This window comes from Cypionkella sp. TWP1-2-1b2, from assembly GCF_049896245.1.
Classification (GTDB): Bacteria; Pseudomonadota; Alphaproteobacteria; order Rhodobacterales; family Rhodobacteraceae; genus Cypionkella.
Genome location: NZ_JAFCTX010000003.1, coordinates 66,997 through 87,613, shown reverse-complemented (window position 1 = coordinate 87,613; position 20,617 = coordinate 66,997). Strand labels below are relative to the sequence as shown.

The following is a 20,617-nucleotide window of genomic DNA, read 5'->3' as shown; positions in this document are numbered from 1 at the left end:
TGAGGGTCTATTCCTCTGAACAGGGCCAATGGGTGGGCGCGGTAAGCCCGACGGGCAGAATGGTTGTCTCATCACCACAAACCAGATCCAGCTGTGTCTGTTCAAGACCTGCGACACCCGACAAGTCCACTTTCTCAAAATGCGCTTGCAGCAAAAAGGCACCCGCCAGATTTACCCCCTTCATCGTTGCCCCGGTGAACACGGCGCGCGGCATGATGGCATCGTGCAGATCAGCGCCGGTCATCTGCGCATCGCTGAAATCGTTGCGATAGAAATCGCCGCCGCTGAGGTCGGCATCGGTCAGGTCGGCCTTTGCAAAGCTGACGCGCAAAAACTCGGCCTTCACAAGCCGCGCACCGCGCAAGATCGCCCCGCTAAAATCCGACCGGCTGGCCAGCGACTTTTCAAGGTTCGCCCCGGTCAGATCCGCCCCGACGAACGAACTGCGCACCAATTCGCTGCGCTGCAGGTTTGCCCCGGCCATCAAAGTTGCCTTGAATCCGGTGCCCGACAGAAACGCGTTCTCGAAGATGCCCGCCGTCATATCCATGCCGTTCAGCATCAAACGTTCTTTTGAGCAACCCGTCCAATCCACCGCCGCCGCCGGCCCATCGCTACAGCCCGCTTGCACGGGCTGGGAGATCGCAAACTGAGCCAATAATATGGCAACAGCCAGCCAAAGCTTTGCGGGTAACCTGCGTACAGCGTGGTTCATGGCGTGTCCTTAGCGAGATTGCCACAATCTAGCACTGCTCCGCCACAGGGCAAAGGGCCAGCTTTATACTGTTTGCGGCATCAAGCCGCCGGGAACAGTATAAATGGTACGGGTGTCAGGCTGCGCATGCACGAAGTGACATGCATGAAGTTCGCCCACGCCGCAAAAACGCGCCGAGCATACCCGCGATGCGGTGGCCCCCAAATGCTGGTCTTGCGCTGCCCGATCTATCTGTGCTGATCTCCGGCAGGCCGCGGCATCTTGCGGATATTGGAATAGGGTGAAGCATGACAAAGATAGCCGTTGTGACGGGGGCTGCGGGTGGGCTGGGGCGGGCGATCAGTGCCAAATTGCTGGCCGACGGGATGCATGTGATTGGGTTGGATATTGATGCCACAGGTTTGACCAGCATGGCGCAGCCCGGATTTAGCGGGCCCGGATTTAGCTACCATGTCACCGATCTGACCGATGCGGGGGCGATTACGGCGGTCTTCGCACAGATCGCGCAGGATCATGGCGGCGTCGATGCTTTGGTGAATAACGCGGGCACCTGCTTTATGTCCGACTTCCCCGAGATTCCGGCGCAGGAATTAGACCGGCAAATGTCGATCAATTTCTCGGGCGCGTTCCATTGTTGTCAGGCCGCGATCAAGCTGATGGAGGGCCGCGTGGGGGTCCGCAAGATCGTCAATATCAGCTCAAACGGCGCCTATAATTTTGATGTGTTCGATCCGCCGCATTACCGCGCCTCGAAAGCGGCGCTGGACACGCTGACCAAGGACCTGGCACGGCGCTATGCCCGCGAGAAGATTGCGGTGAACTCGCTGGCCCCGGCGATGACCGAGACGCCTTTGTTCAATGTGCTGACCGCAGATGTGTTGGCGCGCGCCATCGCCGCCATGCCGCATGGTCATGCGATGCAGCCAAGCGAGGTCGCGGCATGGGTCGGGTTTCTGATCTCGCCCGCCGGGGATATTTGCAGCGGCAATGTGATCATTCTCAATCAGGGGCGCGATGTAAGGTAAGCGCGTTCAAGTGAACCATTCGGGGGCTTTGCGTAAGGTCGGCCATTGCTGCGGGCTGTGACCAAAGATCACCAGCGCATCCCGATCTTGCGCAAGGTTCATCAATCGCGCGCCATGATGGATCGCCAAGGGCACATCCCACGATCCAGCGAAGCCCTCGTCGATTTCAGCGGCGCGGCTGATCGCGTCCGAGGTCAGCAGCAGCCAACCGGTTTGCGGCAACTGGATCATGAAGGCCAGTTGACCGGGGGCGTGGCCGGGACACAGAAACACCTGAAACCCCGCTCCAAGCGTGAAATCTTGCGTCACCAGATGATAATCGCCCGCGGGCCAGTCCATCGCCTGCTTGCCTGACCAATACATCGGGCGCGGCAAATCCCGCTCGGCCGCTGCAATCAGGGTCGGCACGCCGGGAAAGCCCCCCATATGACCGACATGATCAATATGGGTATGGCTTTGGATCATCAGCGTCACATCGGCCTTCGACAGCCCCAACTTGGCAAGCTGTGCGTCGGGCGTATTTTCGGGCGTGATGCTTAACACCCGGCCAAAGCTGCCCAGCCCGTCTTCGGCCGTCGCAGCGGCGGCATCGACGATATACTTTTCTGGAAAGCCAGTGTCGATCAGCACTACCTCGCCCGCATCGGTCTGCACCGCAAAACCGCAGATGCCAATCGTACGCGGGCCTGAATGCACCTCGAACAAGCCATAATCCAAAACCGCCAGCCGAATGGGTTTCCCCTTCAGCGCAATCTGATCCATCATAGTGCCACCCCCTTGCCAGATGAAGCGGAGCGCCCGGTTGAAAGTCAAGATCCACACGTTGTTCCAATACCTTCTCGAAACCACCGAAGCCGCCCCCGAGGCGATTGTCGGCTTTTCGCTGTCCGGCTCGCCGCGCTTCGGAGAATATCTGTCCGATCTCGATCCGAACCAGTCGCTGGACTGGAACAGCCGCGACTTTCGCGGCCTGCCAGAACTGCGCGATCATGTTCTGGCGCAAGCCGGGCTGACGGGCATATGCACGCCCGCAGATGTGCTGATCACCGCAGGCGCTGCCGAGGCGAATTTCCTGTCGATCATGCAGCGTCTGCAACCCGGTGAGCGCATCGTGATTGAGTCCCCCGGCTGGCCGCAAGCCGAAGTGCTCGCCAAAGCCAAAGGTGCGGAAATCGTCAAGGTTGCGCGGTCAGAGGCCGAGCGTTGGCGCTTGCCGCTGGACCTTTTGGCAGCAGCCGTGACCCCCGGCACCCGGATGATCTTTCTGACCAACCCAAACAACCCGACCGGCGATCTGATGAGCGCTGCCGATCTGGCCGAAGTGGTCGCCATCGCGGACCGGGTCGGTGCGTGGTTGTTGGTGGACGAGGTTTATGCGGGGCTGGAATGGGACGGCCCGCGCGCGCCAGCGGTCGCAGGATTATATGCGCGCGGCATCACAACGGGATCGGTCAGCAAGGCGCTTGGCTTGCAGGGGCTGCGCACCGGCTGGATGATTTGCCCCGACGCCGAACATATGCGGGATGCACTGATCCTGCGTGAAAACTCCAGCGAAATCATGAACATCATGGGAGAACTGATTGCCGAGGTGGCTTTGCGGCCAGCGCGCTATGCAACCGCGCTTCAGCGTGCCCGTGGTGAAGGGGCGGCCAATCTGGTACAGATGAAGGCATGGGTCGCGGCACAGGATCATTTGTCTTGGGTGCCGCCAAAAGCCGGTCTGATCGGGCTTGCGCGCCTGCCCGAGGGCTTTGACAGCGACGCTTTCGCGCGCTTTCTGCTTGCGCCGCCCTATCGCACCTTTCTGTTGCCCGGCAGCGCCTATGATCTGCCAACCCACATTCGGCTGGGCGTGGGCGGCGGCGCTGCCGTGCGACTTCAAGATGGGCTGGGTCGGCTTTCCCAAGCGCTGCATGACTGGCAAGGTGTTCGCTCGCCAACGTCCGAATACGTTGTCTGAACTCAAGGGAAAGTTACGGTGCAGGCAATCGTCATGCCCAGTCCCGACGATATCCGCCACAAGCAACCGACGCCACTATCACGCTTTCGGCAAACTGTACCTGCGACTCGGCTCTCTCGCCGAATCGTGGGCTACAACGACAACAGGGACCCGTCCAAAACGCCTTGCGACTTAAGCCGCGCGCGGTCTGCTCTGCTTTTACGTCCGCAAAACTTTGCAGGGCGCAAATTGTTGCCCGCCACTGTAGTGACACCGTTGCAAATGCGCGTTGACCTAAGGTTGGCATTGAGTCATCTTGAGTTAAATACCGGTCATGGGCCGGAAGGCATTTGCGCCTCGCGGTTTGAACCTTTTTGGGGTTCAGCGCGGGGCGTTTTTATTTGGGGCTGCTCTGGTGAAACGTCGTATTGCGCTTGGTTTGCTTCATTCGGGCTCGGGCAGCTATGCGTTGTTGTCGCAGGCCAGCCTGATCGGAGCACAGGCTGCGATTGCGGCGGTCAATGCCGATGCGGCGATGCCGGTGCATTTTATACCCGTTCAGCGCGATCCGGGCGGCAATGCCGATGCCTATGGCCCGCTGTGCGAGGAAATCCTGCGCGACAGCCCAGCGCGGCACGTCGTGGGTTGTGTCACCTCGCTCAGCCGCAAAGAGGTGATCCCAAGCCTCGAAAAGCTGGGTGGAACTTTGTGGTATCCGCTGCCCTATGAGGGGTTTGAGGCATCGGATCACGTGGTCTACACCCATGCCTGCCCCAATCAGCACCTGTTGCCGCTGCTCGATTGGGCGCTGCCTGCACATGGCCGCAGGGTCTATCTGACGGGCTCGAATTACATCTGGGGTTGGGAGATCAACCGGCTGGCCCGCATGACCATTGTGCAAGCGGGTGGCGCGGTGTTGGGCGAGCGTTATCTGCCGATCGGCGCGCAGGATGTCGAGCGGATGATTGATGAAATCCGCGCCACCTGCCCGGATTTCGTGCTGAATTCACTGGTCGGCGCGTCGTCTTACGCGTTCTTGCGCGCCTATCACGCACTCGGCTTGACCGATCCGCGCTTTACACCCGAGCGTTGTCCGATGCTGTCGTGCAACCTTACGGAATGTGAATTGCCGCCTTTGGCTGAGGCTGCGGAAGGCTTGATCGCGGCGGGTCCGTATTTTCGCGGAAGTTCGGGCTGGCCGGGGGCTGCCGAATTCGGATCATCGCATGAGGCTGCAAGTTATGCCGCCGTTACCGAATTGGCGCGACTGCTGGCGTATCACGGGGCTGGATCAGAAGATTGGCCTTTGGCGCACCTGTTGGCGGGCGCGGGCGGCCCGATTGATCCCGGCACCCATCATACCCGCCTCCCCGTGATCATCGCACAGGTGCGCGACGGCGCGTTCAAAGTGATCCAGCATCGCGGAGAGGTGCTTGGCGATCCGTTCCTGTCGCGCAACCTGACCACAGCCGCGCTGCCCCTGCGGGTGGTGTCATGAAGCGGCAAGTGCGTATTCAGCAACTCGGCGGGGCACGGGCTGTGATTTTGCACCGCCCGCACCTGAACGTGCTGGCGCTGACTCGGCAGCTGCGCGCGATTGGGCTGGTGGTAGACGAGGCTTGGCCGGAACTCGGCCCGCAGGCTTTGGCCGCCGATTTCATCTTTTTTGACGCCGATATGGGCTATGACGGCCAGTTTCCTTGGCCTGCGGGCGAAGCCCCTATGCCGATGATTGCAATGATCGGGTCCGAAGCTCCGGGGCGGATTGAATGGTCGTTGCAGATCGGCGCGCATGCGCAGCTTTTGAAACCGATCACCGGCAGCGGTGTCTATTCCGCCGTGCTGATCGCGCGCGATGCGTTTGACCGCCAGCGGGCACAGGCCGCCGAAATTGCCGATCTGCGGCGCAGGCTGGATGAGCGGCAAACCGTGGTCCGCGCCGTTATGCTGTTGATGCAACGCGGCAAATCCGAGGCCGAGGCTTATGGACAACTACGCCAAATGGCGATGGCGTGGCAGATCAGTTTTGAAGATGCGGCCCTGCGGGTGGTGGCGCGTTATGCAGCGGAGGGCAGCGATGACCAGCGCAACCGGGGTTAATTTCGCACCGAAAGGCGCTGTGCGGCGACTGATGGACCGCAAGCTGGCGGTATTTGGCATGGTGCTGATCGCCATTGTGGTGGCGGGCGCGGTGTTCGCGCCGTGGATCGCCCCGTTTGCGCCTGATCAGCAGAATTTTGACGGGCTGACGATTGAAGGTGCGCCGATGGCACCGGGTGGGGTTTATGTGATGGGCACCGATTTGCTGGGGCGCGATCTGTTCAGCCGTATCCTTTACGGCGCACGCACCTCGCTGGTGATCGGGGTGGTGGCGAATGGCTTGGCATTGCTGATTGGCACTTTGGTGGGCATCACGGCGGGATATTTTCGCGGTTGGGTGGGCTCGGTTCTGATGCGGTTTACCGATCTGATGATGGCCTTCCCGGCGCTGCTGCTGGCGATTTGTCTGGCGGCGATCTTTCAGCCGTCGCTGTGGATCGTGGCGCTGGTCATCGCGCTAGTGAACTGGGTGCAGACCGCGCGGGTGATCTATACCGAGACGACGTCGCTTGCCACCCGCGACTTTATTGCCGCCGAGCGGACGCTGGGTGCAGGCACCGGGCGGATTTTGTTCAAACACATCCTGCCGCATCTGGTGCCCACGATCATCGTCTGGGGCACTTTGGGGATCTCGACCACGGTGCTGCTGGAGGCGACGCTGTCTTTCCTGGGCGTGGGCGTGCAGCCGCCAACGGCGTCCTGGGGCAACATCATCTTTGAAAACCAGACCTACTTTCAATCCGCGCCGTGGCTGGTTTTCATCCCCGGGGCCGCGATCATCCTGCTGGCGCTGGCGTTCAATCTGGTCGGCGATGCGTTGCGCGATGTTCTGGACCCAACGCAGCGGGGGCGCGAATAAATGCCGACGTATATCCTGCGCCGCCTGCTGCAATCGGCCCTGATCCTGCTGGGCGTCAGCTTTATCACGTTTTTCCTGCTGTTCGTGCTGCCCGCCGATCCGGTGCGCCAGATCGCCGGGCGCTCGGCCTCTGCCGCACAAGTGGAAAGCATCCGGCACGAATTGGGCCTTGATCAGCCCTTCCTCATCCAGTTCAGCCATTATCTTGGCGGGCTGGTGCAGGGCGATCTGGGCCGCAGCTATCTGCAAAAATCCGAAGTATCGGTGCTGATCGCCTCGCGTCTGCCCGCCACATTGCTGCTGATGGTCGCCGCGATCTTCTGCGAGCTTTTGATCGGGCTTGCGATGGGAATTATCGCGGCCCTGCGCCGCGACAGCTTTACCGATCAGGCGCTGATGATGACCTCTTTCGTCACCGTTTCCGCCCCGCAATTCGTCGTTAGCCTGCTGATGCTGTATGTGTTCGCGGTGAAACTCGGCTGGTTTCCGATTGGCGGCTACGGCACCTTCCGGCATCTGGTGCTGCCTGCGGTGACCTTGGGCATCCTTGGCTCGGGCTGGTATAGCCGGATGATGCGATCGTCGATGATCGACGTGATGCGCACCGATTATATCCGCACCGCGCGATCAAAGGGGCTAAGCCGCGTGCGGGTGGTTTTAGGCCATGCTTTGCCCAACGCCATCCTGCCGATTATCGCGATGATCGGCATTGATATCGGTGTGTTCATGGGCGGCATCGTGGTGGTGGAATCGGTGTTCGGCTGGCCCGGTATCGGTCAGCTGGCATGGCAAGCGATCCAGCGCATAGACATTCCGATCATCATGGGCGTCACGCTGGTATCTGCCGTCGCCATCGTACTGGGCAACCTGCTGGCAGACCTGATCGCCCCGTTCATCGACCCTAGAATCAAACTAAAATAAACATTAAACTGAAATGATTTTTCAACTGTGACGCCGCAAAACACCAACACGACCAACAGGAGACAAAAATGAAAAAACTACTCGCCTCCACCGCTTTGATGCTGGCCCTCTGTGGCCCGACGCTGGCGCAAGACTATGTTCCCGATCCGGCTGCCAAACAGGGCGGCTTGATCGTGATGACCTACAAAGACGACGTGGCCACGCTGGACCCGGCGATTGGCTATGATTGGCAAAACTGGTCAATGATCCGGTCCTTGTTCGATGGGCTGATGGATTATGTCCCCGGCACCACCGATCTGCGCCCCGGATTGGCGGAAAAGTATGAGATTTCCGAGGATGGGCTGACCTACACCTTCCATCTGCGCGCGGGTGTCAAGTTCCACAATGGCCGCGAGATGACGGCGGACGACGTGAAATACTCGCTGGACCGCGTAACTTTACCCGCCACGCAATCGCCGGGATCAGGCTTTTTCGGCTCGATCAAGGGCTATGACGCGATGGTCGGCGGCACCGCCACCAGCCTTGAAGGCGTCACTGTCGTTGACCCGCTGACGGTGAAGATCGAACTGTCGCGCCCCGACGCCACCTTCCTGCATGTCATGGCGATCAACTTCTCGTCCGTGGTGCCGAAAGAGGCGGTCGAGGCTGCGAATGGCGATTTCGGTAAGATGCCGGTCGGCACCGGTGCGTTCAAGATGAAGGAATGGACACTGGGTCAAAGCCTGATTTTCGAGCGCAACACCGACTACTGGCGCAAAGGCGAGCCCTATCTGGACCAGATCACCTATGAATTTGGCCAAGAGCCTATCGTCGCCCTGCTGCGCTTGCAGAATGGCGAGATCGACATTCCCGGCGATGGCATCGCGCCTGCGAAATTCGCCGAAGTGATGGCCGATCCGGCGCAAAAGGCCCGCGTCGTCACCGGCGATGTGCTGCACACAGGCTACATAACGATGAATGTCACAGCCGCTCCGTTTGACAAGGTCGAAGTGCGCCGTGCGGTGAACATGGCGATCAACAAAACCCGCATCGTGCAGGTGGTCAACAACCGCGCCGTGCCTGCGATGCAGCCGCTGCCGCCTGCAATGCCGGGCTATACCAAAGACTACAAAGGCTATCCGTTTGACGTTGAAGGCGCGAAAAAGCTGCTGGCCGATGCTGGCTACCCGGATGGGTTCGAAACTGATCTTTACGCGATGAACACCGATCCGAACCCGCGGATTGCGCAAGCCATCCAGCAAGATCTGGCGGCGATTGGCATCAAAGCCAACATCCAGTCGCTGGCGCAGGCCAATGTGATTGAAGCGGGCGGTGCGGGCACAGCGCCGATGATCTGGTCGGGTGGCATGGCTTGGGTTGCCGACTTCCCCGATCCGTCGAACTTCTACGGCCCGATCTTGGGCTGCGCCGGAGCCGAGGCAGGCGGTTGGAACTGGTCGAAGTATTGCAACCCCGAACTCGACAAAGCCGCCGTCGCTGCCGACAGCATGTCCGACCCTGCCAAAACCGCAGATCGTCTGAAGGCATGGTCTGATATCTACATGAAGGTGATGGAAGATGCGCCGTGGGCGCCGGTTTATAACGACCAGCGGTTCACCATGAAATCAGACCGTATGGGCGGCGCGGATGCGCTGTTTGTCGATCCGATTGCCACCGTCAACTTTGACTATGTGTATGTGAAATAACATGTGCAAAGCCTGCAACTACACGATCCACGGCGCGCAACATCATTTCGGCTGGGACAATTCAAATCCCCCAGCCGCACGGGTGGAACCGGGCGCCACGATCTTGTTTCACTGTCAGGATTCCTCTGCGGGCCAGCTTGGCCCGCAGTCGAAACTGGCGGATGTGACAGCACTCGATTTCGGCAAGATCAACCCGGTGTCAGGCCCGATCTATGTCGAAGGGGCGATGCCCGGCGATGCGATCAAGGTGACAATCGACAGTTTTGCACCGCGCAGCTTTGACGGGCGCGGCTTTGGCTGGACAGCGAATATCCCCGGCTTTGGCCTGCTCGCCGATCAATTCCTCGACCCTGCCCTGCATAGCTGGAGCTATGATCCAAGCCAGATGGGTCCTGCCCTGTTTGGCCGTGAAGCCCGCGTGCCGCTGAAACCCTTCGCGGGCACCATCGGCAATGCGTTGGCCGAACCCGGTCTGCACTCGGTCGTCCCCCCGCGTCGGGTTGGCGGCAATCTTGATATCCGCGATCTGAACGCGGGTGTTGTGCTGTATCTGCCCGTGGAAGTCGCGGGCGCGTTGTTCAGCGTCGGCGACACCCATGCAGCGCAGGGTGATGGCGAGGTCTGCGGCACGGCGATTGAAAGCCCGATGGATGTGGTGCTGACGCTCGATCTGGTCAAAGGTGCCAACCTGAAAAACCCGCGTTTTACCACCCCCGGCCCGGTGACGCGCCATTTGGATGCCAAAGGCTATGAAGTCACCACAGGCATCGGACCTGATCTGATGGCCGCCTCGCGCGATGCGGTGGCGGGGATGATCGACCTGCTGTGTGCGCAGCGCGGCATGGCGGCGGTGGATGCCTATATGCTGGTATCGACCTGCGGCGATCTGCGGATTTCCGAGATTGTCGATATGCCGAACTGGGTGGTCAGCTTTTACTTCCCGCGCTGTGTGTTTGAATGAACGCAGCGCAGACTGATACCGGGGCCGTGCTGGCCCCGGAAGTGCTTTCCGTTCAAGGCCTTACGGTATCTGTCCGCACCCCAGCTGGCGACCGCCCGCTGGTGGAAAACCTGTCCTTCACCTTGCGCCGGGGTGAGACCCTGGCGATTGCGGGTGAAAGTGGATCGGGCAAGTCGATCACCTCGCTGGCGATCATGGGCCTGCTGCCGCCGCCTGCGGTGCGCATCACGGCGGGCAGCGTTCGCTTGGGCGATACCGAACTGACCAAACTGCCCGAAGCGCAGATGCGATCCCTGCGCGGCGCGCGGATTGCGATGATTTTTCAAGAACCGATGACCTCGCTGAACCCGGTGCTGACCATCGGCGCGCAACTGACCGAGGCGATCCGCGCCCATACCGATGCCTCCCGCGCCGAGGCGCGCAAGCAGGCATTGGCCGCGCTGCAAGCCGTACGGCTGTCGCAGCCCGAACAGCGCCTGAAACAATATCCGCATGAGCTATCCGGCGGGATGCGCCAGCGCGTGATGATCGCCATGGCGCTTGCCCTGCGCCCCGAAGTGCTGATCGCGGACGAGCCGACCACAGCACTGGATGTCACCGTGCAGCGCGAGGTTCTGGACCTTTTGCGCGATCTGCAACGCGAATTTGGCACCGCGATCATCCTGATCACCCATGATATGGGCGTGGTCGCCGAAATGGCCGACCGCGTGATCGTTATGAAAGCCGGAAAGGCGGTGGAGGAAGCCAGCACCCGGCAAATCTTCGCAAGCCCGCAGATGCCCTACACGCAAGACCTGCTCGCCGCTGTGCCGCGGATGGGCAAGGGAAAACCGCGCCCTGAAACTACGACAGATACCGTCGCCAGCCTAAACGATGTGGTGGTGCGCTTTCCGCTGAAAGGCGGTATTCTGGGCCGCACCATAGCCCAGGTTCATGCGGTGGAGCATGTCAGCTTTGACATCCGGCGCGGCGAAACCTTCGCCCTTGTCGGCGAATCCGGCTGCGGCAAATCGACGATTGCCAAGGCGATTGTCGGCATTGCCCCACACCAGGGCCGCATCGAAATCGCAGGCCAAAGTTTTGCCGATCTTGATGCGTCGGGCCAGAAAGCCCTGCGCCGCCGCGTGCAGATCGTGTTCCAGGACCCGATGGCAGCGCTTGATCCACGCATGACCGTCGGCGCGCTGATCGCCGAGCCGTTGCTGATCCACGGCATTGGCACCCCTGCTGAACAACGCGCCCGCGCGTCCGAACTGATGCAGCGGGTGGGGCTGACGACAGATCAACTCGACCGCTATCCCCATGAATTTTCCGGCGGCCAGCGCCAGCGCATCTGCATCGCCCGCGCTTTGGCGCTGCAACCCGATCTGATCATCGCCGACGAATCTGTATCCGCCTTGGATGTGTCGGTGCAGGCCCGTGTGCTGGATCTGCTGCAAGCCCTGCAACGCGAATTTGGCATCGCTTTCCTGTTCATCAGCCACGATATGGCGGTAGTCGAGAATATCTCAGATCGCGTGGCTGTGATGTATCTGGGCCAAATCGTGGAAACCGGCACCCGCGCGCAGGTGTTCGGCAACCCGCAACATCCCTACACCCGCCGTCTGATCGACGCCGTGCCCGTGCCCGACCCCAGCCATATCCGCACCGCTCTGCCGCGTTTGGCGGGTGAGGTGCCAAGTCCGGTGCACGTCTTGGGGCAAGGCCCGGCGCGCTTGGTCATGCGCGATATCGGCGACGGCCACCTCGTTGCGCAAGAGGCATGACACTTGGGCGAATGAATGGGCTTAAGGGCATCACCTGCTTCTGAACGCCCCTCGCCATACGCACGCAGAGGTAGTGTCGAAAGCCTCTGCGCCGCTTAGCTCTGCATGGGCAGCAAATCCGCGGATGCGCCCGATGACTCGCTCCTCAGTCTTGCGGGCAACCCAACGGGCACTTGCCATCCATGATGCGCGCCTAAGTCCTTTGGAATCGCAAGCCGCAAAGCAGCGACCGCCGCGCTTCAGCATTTGTCTGACCTTGCCCGCCACTGTGCTGCCGCCTGCCCCTGTGTCACCGTCTCTTTTGCACTGTGATTTGTAAAACAAAAACGTAAGAAACCCCTTGTTTTTCAAGGGGTTTCTTTAAGATCACTATGTTATGATGGTGGGAGATAAGGGATTTGAACCCCTGACATCGTCGATGTGAACGACGCGCTCTACCACTGAGCTAATCTCCCATAGGCTGGGTATTTAGCTGGCTTCGCTGGCCTCTGCAAGGGCCTCTGCGGCATTTTTACCGGGCTTCTTTTCGCCACCACGGCGCAGTTTCAGCGTCATGATCTGCCCAGTGGTGTCCGACTTCTGGTTGGCAATCCGCACCCGACCCAGCGGCGGCAGGATCAGGGTTTCGCCCGCTTCCAAAGCCTTGCCAAGTTCAGCCAAAGTCGCCTCGACAACGGCGCGCACGTCCTTCTTGTTCTGATCCGAGGCCGCAGCGACCCGGTCGATCAGGTGTTTCACCTTCATCAGCGCCACAACTTTTGCGCCGGATTCGTTGATTTCGGTAACCTCGTTCATGCTTTGCTCTTTAATTTGGGGCTTGGCCGCTGCTGCGGCGATCTTCGATTTTTCCGGGGCCTTTCTGGCGGCTGCAGGCTTTGCGACTGCCGCTTTGGCTGTGGTTTGTGGCGCAGCTTTGTTGGTTTTTGCAGCCGCGGGTTTCGTGGGCATCTATGCTCTCCCATTGGTTCTTATTTTGAAACGATCATAGAAGACAATTTCTTAACGCGAAACCAATACCTGCCAAATCTTCGCAAAACCACCGCCTGCGGGGCATAAATGCACAAAGACGCAGGGTTTCCCCCGCGCCTTTGCTTAACTTTTGAACGCGCTTAGTGGGCCAAAGATGCCGGAGGATTGCCCGCCGACAACGCCCGTGCAGCAGCTGCGGCTTCTTCGGCGGCTTCGTCCCATTCCACCGGCTCTGGTTGACGCACCAAAGCCTGTTTCAGCACTTCGCGCACATTGCTGACCGGGATGATCTGCAAGCCTTGCTTCACGTTATCCGGGATCTCGATCAGGTCTTTTTCATTCTCAGCCGGAATGAACACCGTCTTGATGCCGCCGCGCAACGCCGCCAGCAGTTTTTCTTTCAGCCCCCCAATCGGCAAGGCATTGCCGCGCAGCGTAACCTCGCCGGTCATCGCAATATCCTTGCGCACCGGAATTCCGGTGATCACCGACACGATGGATGTCACCATCGCCAGACCCGCCGAGGGCCCGTCTTTCGGCGTCGCCCCTTCTGGAACGTGGACGTGAATGTCCATCGTCTCAAACTTCGGCGGCTTCACCCCAAGTTCCGGGCTGATTGATCGCACGAACGACGCCGCCGCTTCGATGGATTCCTTCATCACATCGCCCAACTTACCGGTGGTCTTCATCCGGCCCTTACCCGGCAATCGCAACGCCTCGATCTGCAACAGATCGCCGCCCACCGATGTCCAGGCCAGCCCTGTGACCACGCCGACCTGATCGGTTTGCTCGGCCAGACCATAGTGATAGCGCTTCACGCCGAGGTAGCCTTCCAGCTTATCCTCCGTCACCTCAACCACTTTCGCGGTTTTCTTGACGATCTCGGTCACAGCTTTGCGCGCCAGTTTGGCAATTTCGCGTTCCAGATTCCGCACCCCGGCTTCCCGGGTATAGGTGCGGATGATCTCGGTCAGAGCGCCATCGGTGATGCTGAATTCGCCCTTCTTCAAGGCGTGCCCAGCGATTTGCTTGGCGACCAAATGGCCCTTGGCGATCTCGCGCTTTTCGTCCTCGGTGTAACCCGACAGCGGAATGATCTCCATCCGGTCCAGCAGCGGCCCCGGCATGTTGTAAGAGTTCGCCGTGGTGATGAACATCACGTTCGACAGGTCGTATTCCACCTCCATATAGTGATCGACGAAGGTTGAGTTTTGTTCCGGGTCCAGAACCTCCAACATAGCCGACGCCGGATCACCCCGGAAATCCTGCCCCATCTTGTCGATCTCATCCAAGAGAATCAACGGGTTGGTGGTTTTCGCCTTCTTCAGCGCCTGAATGATCTTACCGGGCATCGAGCCGATATAAGTCCGCCGGTGGCCACGAATTTCCGACTCGTCGCGCACGCCGCCCAGAGAAATCCGAATGAACTCACGCCCGGTCGCCTTCGCCACCGACCGCCCCAGCGAGGTTTTACCCACACCCGGTGGGCCAACAAGGCACAGGATCGGGCCTTTCAGTTTGGTCGAGCGCGCCTGCACCGCCAGATATTCAACGATACGTTCCTTGACCTTTTCCAGCCCGTAGTGATCCGCATCCAGCACCTTTTGCGCCGCAGCCAGATCTTTCTTCACGCGGGAAGACACCCCCCACGGCACGGCCAGCAACCAATCAAGATAGTTGCGCACCACGGTCGCTTCCGCAGACATCGGCGACATGTTTTTCAGCTTTTTCAGCTCACCCTCGGCCTTGTCACGGGCCTCTTTCGAGAATTTGGTGGCCTTGATCCGCGCCTCAAGTTCGGCCATTTCGTTCTGGCCATCTTCGCCATCGCCGAGTTCCTTCTGAATGGCCTTCATCTGCTCATTCAGATAATATTCGCGCTGGGTGCGCTCCATCTGAGACTTCACACGGGTCTTGATCTTTTTCTCAACCTGCAAGACCGACATTTCGCCCTGCATCTGGCCGTAGACCTTCTCCAGCCGCTCGGCCACATCGAGCGTCTCCAGCAAATCCTGTTTCAGACCAACATCAACGCCCAGATGCCCAGCAACCAAATCCGCCAACCGCGCAGGTTCACGGGTTTCCGATACGGCCGACAAAGCCTCCTCCGGGATATTCTTCTTGATCTTGGCGTAGCGCTCAAACTCCTCAGCCACCATCCGAACCATCGCTTCGGCAGCTTCCTTATCGCCCGGCAGTTCCGCCAAACGCACAGCCTTAGCTTCAAAGAAGCTGGGGTTTTCGACAAATTCGGTGATCTTCACCCGCGCCTTACCCTCAACCAGCACCTTCACGGTGCCATCGGGCAGCTTCAAAAGTTGCAGCACATTGGCCAACACGCCAATCTGGTAAATGCCATCGGTCGCCGGGTCATCAACGGAAGGGTCAATCTGCGACGACAGCAAAATCTGCTTGTCATCCGCCATCACTTCTTCCAGCGCCCGCACCGATTTTTCGCGCCCCACAAACAGCGGCACGATCATATGCGGGAAAACCACGATGTCACGCAGCGGCAGAACCGGGTAGCTCGTGGCAAGAGTATCAGTCATATCGTGTTCCTTATCTGGCAGGAAAGCCGTGGCCCCGGTGATCGGCAGCACGATGGGCTTTCCCCTTCGGAGTTTTGGTGTCGTCTTTATTTCCGTCTTAGGTATTTGGGTGCGCCAAGCCTGCCTGTCAACCACCACATCTTGTCTGATCATGCGCCCGTGATCTGGCAGGGGCAAGAGCAGATTGGCTAAGATTAGCGCTGCGATTTTAACCGCATCGCAGTCTTTCTACTCAGCCTGCCTGCCATAACGCAGCACCACCCGCACGCCTGTGCCGCTGGGCTTGGCCATCGGGCCAAACTGCCCGACCTGCATCACCATCAGCATTTGATCCGCCGCCAGCAGATAAGCGCGAAACCGCACCGCCATGCCCGCAGCCATCGCGGCAGCGCCCTCAAACTGCGGCAGATCGCCTGCGGCACAGCCAGCTTCCTGCAACAACGGGCCAAGCAATTCCTCGACCCCCAGCGGCGATTCCCCCGGCAATGCGAAGTCCACAGCACCCGAAGCCGTAGTCAAAAACACAGGCGCGGGCGTGGCGGCATCGGCAAAGCGGATCGACTGCCCCGCCACCGTCAAAGTCGCAGGCAACGGCACACCACCGCTCGGCAAAAGGCTCGGTCGGCCGCCCTGCACCGCCACACCCTGCACGATCTCGCCCTGCCAATCACCCGCCAGCAGCCCCGGCAAAGCTGCCAACTCTGTCGCACTCGGCTTGCAATAGGGATCAGCCGCAGCCATCCCCGCCAAGCCCGCCCAAACCGCGATCCACAAACCCCGCATCATGCCCCCTTCAGATCGGCTCAATATCGCCCTGCGCCCGCTGGGCATGAAACTGCGCGACAAAGCCTGCCAACCTTTGCCCGGCAATCGCATCGCGCAAGCCCTGCATCAACAGCTGATAATAATGCAGATTGTGCCAAGTCAGCAGCATGCTCGCGATGATCTCGCCCGATTTGAACACATGATGCAGATAGGCGCGGGAATAATGCGCACAGCACGGGCAAGCACAAGTCTCATCCAGCGGCCGCGGATCATCCATATGCCGCGCGTTCTTGATATTGACCTGACCGCGCTGCGTCCAAGCCTGCCCGGTCCGCCCCGAGCGGCTCGGCAACACGCAATCCATCATATCAATGCCGCGCTCGACCGCGCCCACAATGTCATCGGGCTTGCCGACCCCCATCAGATAGCGCGGCTTGTCGGCGGGCAGCATCCCCGGCGCATAGTCCAACACGCCGAACATCGCCTCTTGGCCTTCGCCCACCGCCAAACCGCCCACCGCATAGCCATCAAAACCAATCGCCGTCAGCGCGCGGGCACTTTCTTCGCGCAAAGCCTTCGTCACCCCGCCCTGCATGATGCCAAACAACGCATGTCCGGGCCGGTCGCCAAAGGCATCACGGCTCCGCTGCGCCCACCGCATCGACAGCGCCATCGACTTTGCCACCTCAGCATTTGTCGCAGGCAGCGCCGGACATTCATCGAAACACATCACGATGTCCGAGCCCAAAAGTTTTTGAATCTCCATACTCCGCTCGGGCGACAGCATGTGTTTCGATCCATCAATATGGCTGGAAAACCGCACGCCTTCCTCGGTCAACTTCCGCAAAGCGGCTAGGCTCATCACCTGAAACCCGCCCGAATCCGTCAGGATCGGCCGCTGCCAGTTCATAAACTTGTGCAAACCACCCAAAGCGGCGATCCGCTCCGCCGTGGGCCGCAACATAAGATGATAGGTGTTGCCCAGCAGAATATCGGCCCCGGTGGCGCGCACAGATTCGGGCAGCATCGCCTTCACCGTGGCGGCGGTGCCCACCGGCATGAAAGCAGGCGTGCGAATATCACCGCGTGGCGTGCGGATCACGCCTGTGCGCGCAGCACCATCAGTTGCCTGTAAATCAAAGCCGAATTTTGTCATGCTGGACCCCTGTAAGCGTTGCCCTTCTGCGGGAATACGGGCAGAAAGTGAAGGGGGATGCGCGCCCAAGCCTAATCCTGCCCGTACTTTGCCGACCCGTGGAAAGAACACATGTCCGACACGCTTCCCAAGCCGCAAACCCGCCTCACCGCCGAAACCCGCCGCAAGCATATCGCCGAGGCCGCCCTACGCGCCTTGCAAACCCACGGTCATGCCGGCCTGACCGCGCGCAAGGTAGCGGCCGAGGCCGGCTTGTCGCTCGGCCATCTGACCTATCACTACAAAGACATGGCCGAAGTGCTCTGCGCCGCCTTCCGCCTTGCCGCCGATCAGGTGCAAGAGGCAGGCCGCCGTGCGCTGATCCAACCCGGCGGCACCCCATCCGAGCGTCTCGACCGCTTTTTGCGCGCAGGCTTCACCACTGACCTGATGACCCCCGCCCATCTGCGCCTGAAAATTGACCTGTGGTCCGCCGCCCTGACGCAAGTCCAGATCGCCTCCATCGAGCGCGCGCTTTACGACAGCCACCGCGACGCGCTGGAACGCCTGCTCGACCGCATGGCCGCTGGCTACGCCTTTGAGCGTATCCCCGCCGTCGCCGATCTGATCATGGCCACGCTAGACGGCCTCTGGCTGGATTGGCTGCGCCGGGGCGATGAATTGGCAGTGAAAAACGGGTTGGACGGCTGCGTTCTGTTCGCGCGGCTCAGGCTTGGCGGCACCTAACCCGGCACAAAAAGAATTTCAAAAAAACCGAAATTCATCCGCTCCCTGCCATAATCCTCTAAAATTTACCTAAAATTTGCTTTCAGACTGGCTTAAATACTCCCGCCGGAGGCTTCAACATCTGCCCCATGCACCACAACATATTGTGGCAAATCCACCAGCTAACACAATTCATTCCCAGCGGGGAAAACCCAAAACCCGCTCACGCCACCTTGCTGGGAAACCGGCTTTCAAACCATTTGAACAGCAAAACAATCAGCGCCGTGATCGCCATATAAGTCACCGCCAGCAACAACAGCGGCTCATAGACCACCAGCGTGTCGCGCCTGACCCGTCCCGCCACATCATAAATATCCATGATCGTGATGGTCGATATCAACGGAGTCGATTTCAACTGCAACACCGTCTCGCCGCCAATCGTCGGCAACACCCGCTGGATCGCCTGCGGCAACCAAATCCGCCGGAAGATCGTAAACCGCGGCATCCCCATCGCCCGCGCCGCTTCCAACTGGCCATGCGGCACAGATTTGAACGCACCCCGCAACACCTCGCCCTCATAGCCCGCCACTGAAAGTGACAATGCCACCACCGCATAGGGCCAGGCCTGCCGCAAGATCGGCCAGAACGCAGAATCCCTGATCCACGGTATCGACGGAAACAACGACCCGATTCCATAATACAGCAGCCATATCTGCATCAACAACGGCGTGCCACGGATCACTGAACAGAACACCCGCGCTGGCCACGCCAGCCAACGCGGCCCCGCCGCCTGCACGAACCCAATCGGGATCGCCAGTGCGAAACCGATCACCATCGTCACCACAAGCATCCAGATCGTCTGCCACAACCCCCGCAGCATCATCGACTGATATTTCGGGTTCGCCAGCCAATCCCATCGCAAGGAATAGGCGCACCACGTCACCAGCGCCGCCGCAACCGCGATCATAATCACCCGGCGCAGGTTGAGAAAATCGCGCATCAGCCCCTCGCGTCGCGTTGGCCACGGCGCGAGATTTTCTCAAGCCGCCCGAACAGCAGGATCGAAATCAACGAAATCGCCATGTAAAGCGCCATTGCCGCGCCATAAAACGTGAAAAACGCCTTTGTGGTGGCCGAAGCCTGGAACGTCGCCTTGGTCAGTTCGGTAAAACCGATCACCGCCAGCAAAGCCGTGTCCTTGGTGGCATTCAGCCATAAATTTCCCAAACCGGGGATCGCATTCGATGTCATCAGCGGCAAGGTAATCCGCCGGGCCAGCATCACTGGCGACATCCCCATCGCCCGCGCGGCCTCAATCTGACCCTGTGGCACCGCAAGGATAGAGCCGCGCAAAACCTCGATCTGATAGGCGCCCTGCACCACCGCCAGCACCACCACGCCAGTGATGAATTGCGGCAGATTGATGCGTTCATAGCCCAAACCCAGCATCACTTGGTTCAATAGCGCAGGCACGGCGTAATACAGGATCAGGATCAGCACCAGTTCCGGCACCGCCCGCACAATCGTCGTGTAAACGGCGAGCAGGTCTTTCGCCACCGGCCCGCCGTAAAGTTTGCCAAACGCCCCAGACACTCCGATGCAAAAGCCAATCGCATAGGCGCCAAGTGCTATCATCAACGAATTGCCAAAACCCCAAAGCAGGGTTGCCCCCCAACCGCATTCGCCAAAGCCAAGCAGGGTAAGGCTCGAAAGCTCTGCGGGCGGGGGGCAGGTCATCAGTTTGCGGGGCCGTAGATGTCGATGCTGAAGTATTTCTTGCTGATCGCGTCGTATTCGCCGTCAGCACGCACATCCGCTATCGCCTTGTTCAACGTCTCTTTCAGCGGATCGCCCTTGCGCAGACCAAAGCCGACGCCGCGCCCCAGAATGACCGGATCATCGGCCACGTTGCCGACGTTATCACAACAGGCACCCGGCTCGGTTTTCAGGAAATCAGCGACCACGATGGAATCGGCGACAACCGCATCAATCCGGCCCGCCGCCAAATCCTGATAGGATTCGTCCGAGGTCTGGTAGCTTTTCAATTCTGAATCCGGGAAATGCGCCTGAACGTAAGCCTCTTGGATCGTCGAGACCTGCACGCCGATGATTTTTCCGTTCAGACCCTCAGCCGTGGGCAGGATACCCGAGCCTTTGGCCGCCATCACAGCGGTCGGAGTGTTGTAATATTTATCCGTGAAATCAATGCTCTTTTCGCGTTCTTCATTGATCGACATCGAGGACATGATCACGTCAATCTGCCCAGCGGTCAGTGCCGGGATAATGCCATCCCAAGCCGTCGGTGTGATCACACACTCAAGTGCTGCTTTTTTACAGACGGCACCCAGAAAATCAATTTCCCAGCCGACCCAGTTGCCGCTGGCATCGGGCGAAGTGAACGGCGGATAAGGCTCGGCTGCGACGCCGATTTTCAGCGGCGCGGCCAGCGCAGCCGTGCCAAACAGCAGCGATGCTGCGGCAACAAGGGCGAGTTTCTTCATA

19 protein-coding genes and 1 tRNA gene are annotated in these 20,617 nt (G+C 59.8%); 10 read left to right on the top strand and 10 right to left on the bottom strand.

Annotated features, from left to right (window positions below):
- Positions 1–7: 7 nt before the first annotated feature.
- Positions 8–715 (bottom strand): pentapeptide repeat-containing protein, encoded by a 708-nt coding sequence (locus ACP7AP_RS02555; protein ID WP_426031917.1) that lies wholly within the window; start codon positions 713–715, stop codon positions 8–10.
- Positions 716–1,002: 287 nt separating this feature from the next.
- Here ACP7AP_RS02555 and ACP7AP_RS02550 point away from each other — a divergent pair, with 287 nt between their 5' ends.
- Entirely contained in the window at positions 1,003–1,740 is a 738-nt protein-coding gene (locus ACP7AP_RS02550) for an SDR family NAD(P)-dependent oxidoreductase (RefSeq protein ID WP_426031915.1), read from the top strand.
- Between the two features lie 6 nt (positions 1,741–1,746).
- Here the strand turns inward: ACP7AP_RS02550 and ACP7AP_RS02545 are convergent, their stop codons facing one another.
- Entirely contained in the window at positions 1,747–2,505 is a 759-nt protein-coding gene (locus ACP7AP_RS02545; RefSeq protein WP_426031913.1) for an MBL fold metallo-hydrolase, read from the bottom strand.
- A 37-nt stretch (positions 2,506–2,542) separates the two neighbouring features.
- Here ACP7AP_RS02545 and ACP7AP_RS02540 point away from each other — a divergent pair, with 37 nt between their 5' ends.
- The 8 genes from ACP7AP_RS02540 to ACP7AP_RS02505 all read left to right on the top strand — a co-directional run bounded on the left by ACP7AP_RS02540 (position 2,543) and on the right by ACP7AP_RS02505 (position 11,971).
- Positions 2,543–3,700 (top strand): aminotransferase class I/II-fold pyridoxal phosphate-dependent enzyme, encoded by a 1,158-nt coding sequence (locus tag ACP7AP_RS02540; protein WP_426031911.1) that lies wholly within the window; start codon positions 2,543–2,545, stop codon positions 3,698–3,700.
- Between the two features lie 394 nt (positions 3,701–4,094).
- Positions 4,095–5,177, top strand: a complete 1,083-nt coding sequence (locus ACP7AP_RS02535) for a transporter substrate-binding protein (RefSeq protein ID WP_426031909.1) — start codon at positions 4,095–4,097, stop codon at positions 5,175–5,177.
- The gene (locus ACP7AP_RS02530) at positions 5,174–5,779 is read left to right on the top strand and encodes an ANTAR domain-containing response regulator (RefSeq protein ID WP_426031907.1); all 606 of its coding nucleotides are present in this window, start codon (positions 5,174–5,176) and stop codon (positions 5,777–5,779) included. The genes ACP7AP_RS02535 and ACP7AP_RS02530 overlap by 4 nt, the downstream gene beginning before the upstream one ends.
- Positions 5,757–6,638 (top strand): ABC transporter permease, encoded by an 882-nt coding sequence (locus ACP7AP_RS02525; protein ID WP_426031905.1) that lies wholly within the window; start codon positions 5,757–5,759, stop codon positions 6,636–6,638. Before ACP7AP_RS02530 ends, ACP7AP_RS02525 begins: the two co-directional genes overlap by 23 nt.
- The gene (locus ACP7AP_RS02520; protein ID WP_426031903.1) at positions 6,639–7,559 is read left to right on the top strand and encodes an ABC transporter permease; all 921 of its coding nucleotides are present in this window, start codon (positions 6,639–6,641) and stop codon (positions 7,557–7,559) included.
- A gap of 68 nt (positions 7,560–7,627) precedes the next feature.
- Positions 7,628–9,244, top strand: coding sequence for an ABC transporter substrate-binding protein (locus tag ACP7AP_RS02515; RefSeq protein WP_426031901.1), 1,617 nt, complete (start codon positions 7,628–7,630; stop codon positions 9,242–9,244).
- A 1-nt stretch (position 9,245) separates the two neighbouring features.
- Entirely contained in the window at positions 9,246–10,205 is a 960-nt protein-coding gene (locus ACP7AP_RS02510) for an acetamidase/formamidase family protein (RefSeq protein ID WP_426031899.1), read from the top strand.
- On the top strand, positions 10,202–11,971 hold the full coding sequence (locus ACP7AP_RS02505) for an ABC transporter ATP-binding protein (protein WP_426031897.1): 1,770 nt from the start codon (positions 10,202–10,204) through the stop codon (positions 11,969–11,971). The genes ACP7AP_RS02510 and ACP7AP_RS02505 overlap by 4 nt, the downstream gene beginning before the upstream one ends.
- Positions 11,972–12,351: 380 nt before the next feature.
- Here ACP7AP_RS02505 and ACP7AP_RS02500 read toward each other — a convergent pair.
- From ACP7AP_RS02500 to tgt, 5 genes are all read right to left on the bottom strand, one after another.
- Positions 12,352–12,426, bottom strand: a tRNA-Val gene (locus ACP7AP_RS02500).
- A 13-nt stretch (positions 12,427–12,439) separates the two neighbouring features.
- Positions 12,440–12,919, bottom strand: a complete 480-nt coding sequence (locus tag ACP7AP_RS02495; RefSeq protein WP_426031895.1) for an HU family DNA-binding protein — start codon at positions 12,917–12,919, stop codon at positions 12,440–12,442.
- 161 nt (positions 12,920–13,080) lie between these two features.
- Positions 13,081–15,489, bottom strand: a complete 2,409-nt coding sequence (lon, locus tag ACP7AP_RS02490; protein ID WP_426031893.1) for an endopeptidase La — start codon at positions 15,487–15,489, stop codon at positions 13,081–13,083.
- A 228-nt stretch (positions 15,490–15,717) separates the two neighbouring features.
- Positions 15,718–16,272 carry a hypothetical protein gene (locus ACP7AP_RS02485; protein ID WP_426031891.1) on the bottom strand — a complete coding sequence of 185 codons (555 nt, stop codon included), beginning with the start codon at positions 16,270–16,272 and terminating at the stop codon, positions 15,718–15,720.
- 10 nt (positions 16,273–16,282) lie between these two features.
- A complete protein-coding gene (gene tgt / locus ACP7AP_RS02480; RefSeq protein ID WP_426031889.1) occupies positions 16,283–17,410 on the bottom strand; it encodes a tRNA guanosine(34) transglycosylase Tgt in 1,128 nt (375 codons plus the stop codon).
- A 111-nt stretch (positions 17,411–17,521) separates the two neighbouring features.
- On the opposite strand from tgt, the gene ACP7AP_RS02475 reads away from it, so the two are divergent.
- Positions 17,522–18,136: a TetR/AcrR family transcriptional regulator gene (locus ACP7AP_RS02475; protein ID WP_426031887.1), complete on the top strand. Its 615-nt coding sequence runs from the start codon at positions 17,522–17,524 to the stop codon at positions 18,134–18,136.
- 202 nt (positions 18,137–18,338) lie between these two features.
- On the opposite strand, the gene ACP7AP_RS02470 is transcribed toward ACP7AP_RS02475, so the two are convergent.
- The 3 genes from ACP7AP_RS02470 to ACP7AP_RS02460 are packed head-to-tail and all read right to left on the bottom strand — an operon-like array spanning position 18,339 to position 20,616.
- Complete coding sequence (locus tag ACP7AP_RS02470; protein WP_426031885.1) at positions 18,339–19,115, bottom strand: ABC transporter permease; 777 nt, start codon at positions 19,113–19,115, stop codon at positions 18,339–18,341.
- Positions 19,115–19,852: an ABC transporter permease gene (locus ACP7AP_RS02465; protein ID WP_426031883.1), complete on the bottom strand. Its 738-nt coding sequence runs from the start codon at positions 19,850–19,852 to the stop codon at positions 19,115–19,117. The genes ACP7AP_RS02470 and ACP7AP_RS02465 overlap by 1 nt, the downstream gene beginning before the upstream one ends.
- A complete protein-coding gene (locus ACP7AP_RS02460) occupies positions 19,852–20,616 on the bottom strand; it encodes a transporter substrate-binding domain-containing protein (protein WP_426031881.1) in 765 nt (254 codons plus the stop codon). Before ACP7AP_RS02460 ends, ACP7AP_RS02465 begins: the two co-directional genes overlap by 1 nt.
- Position 20,617: the final 1 nt, after the last annotated feature.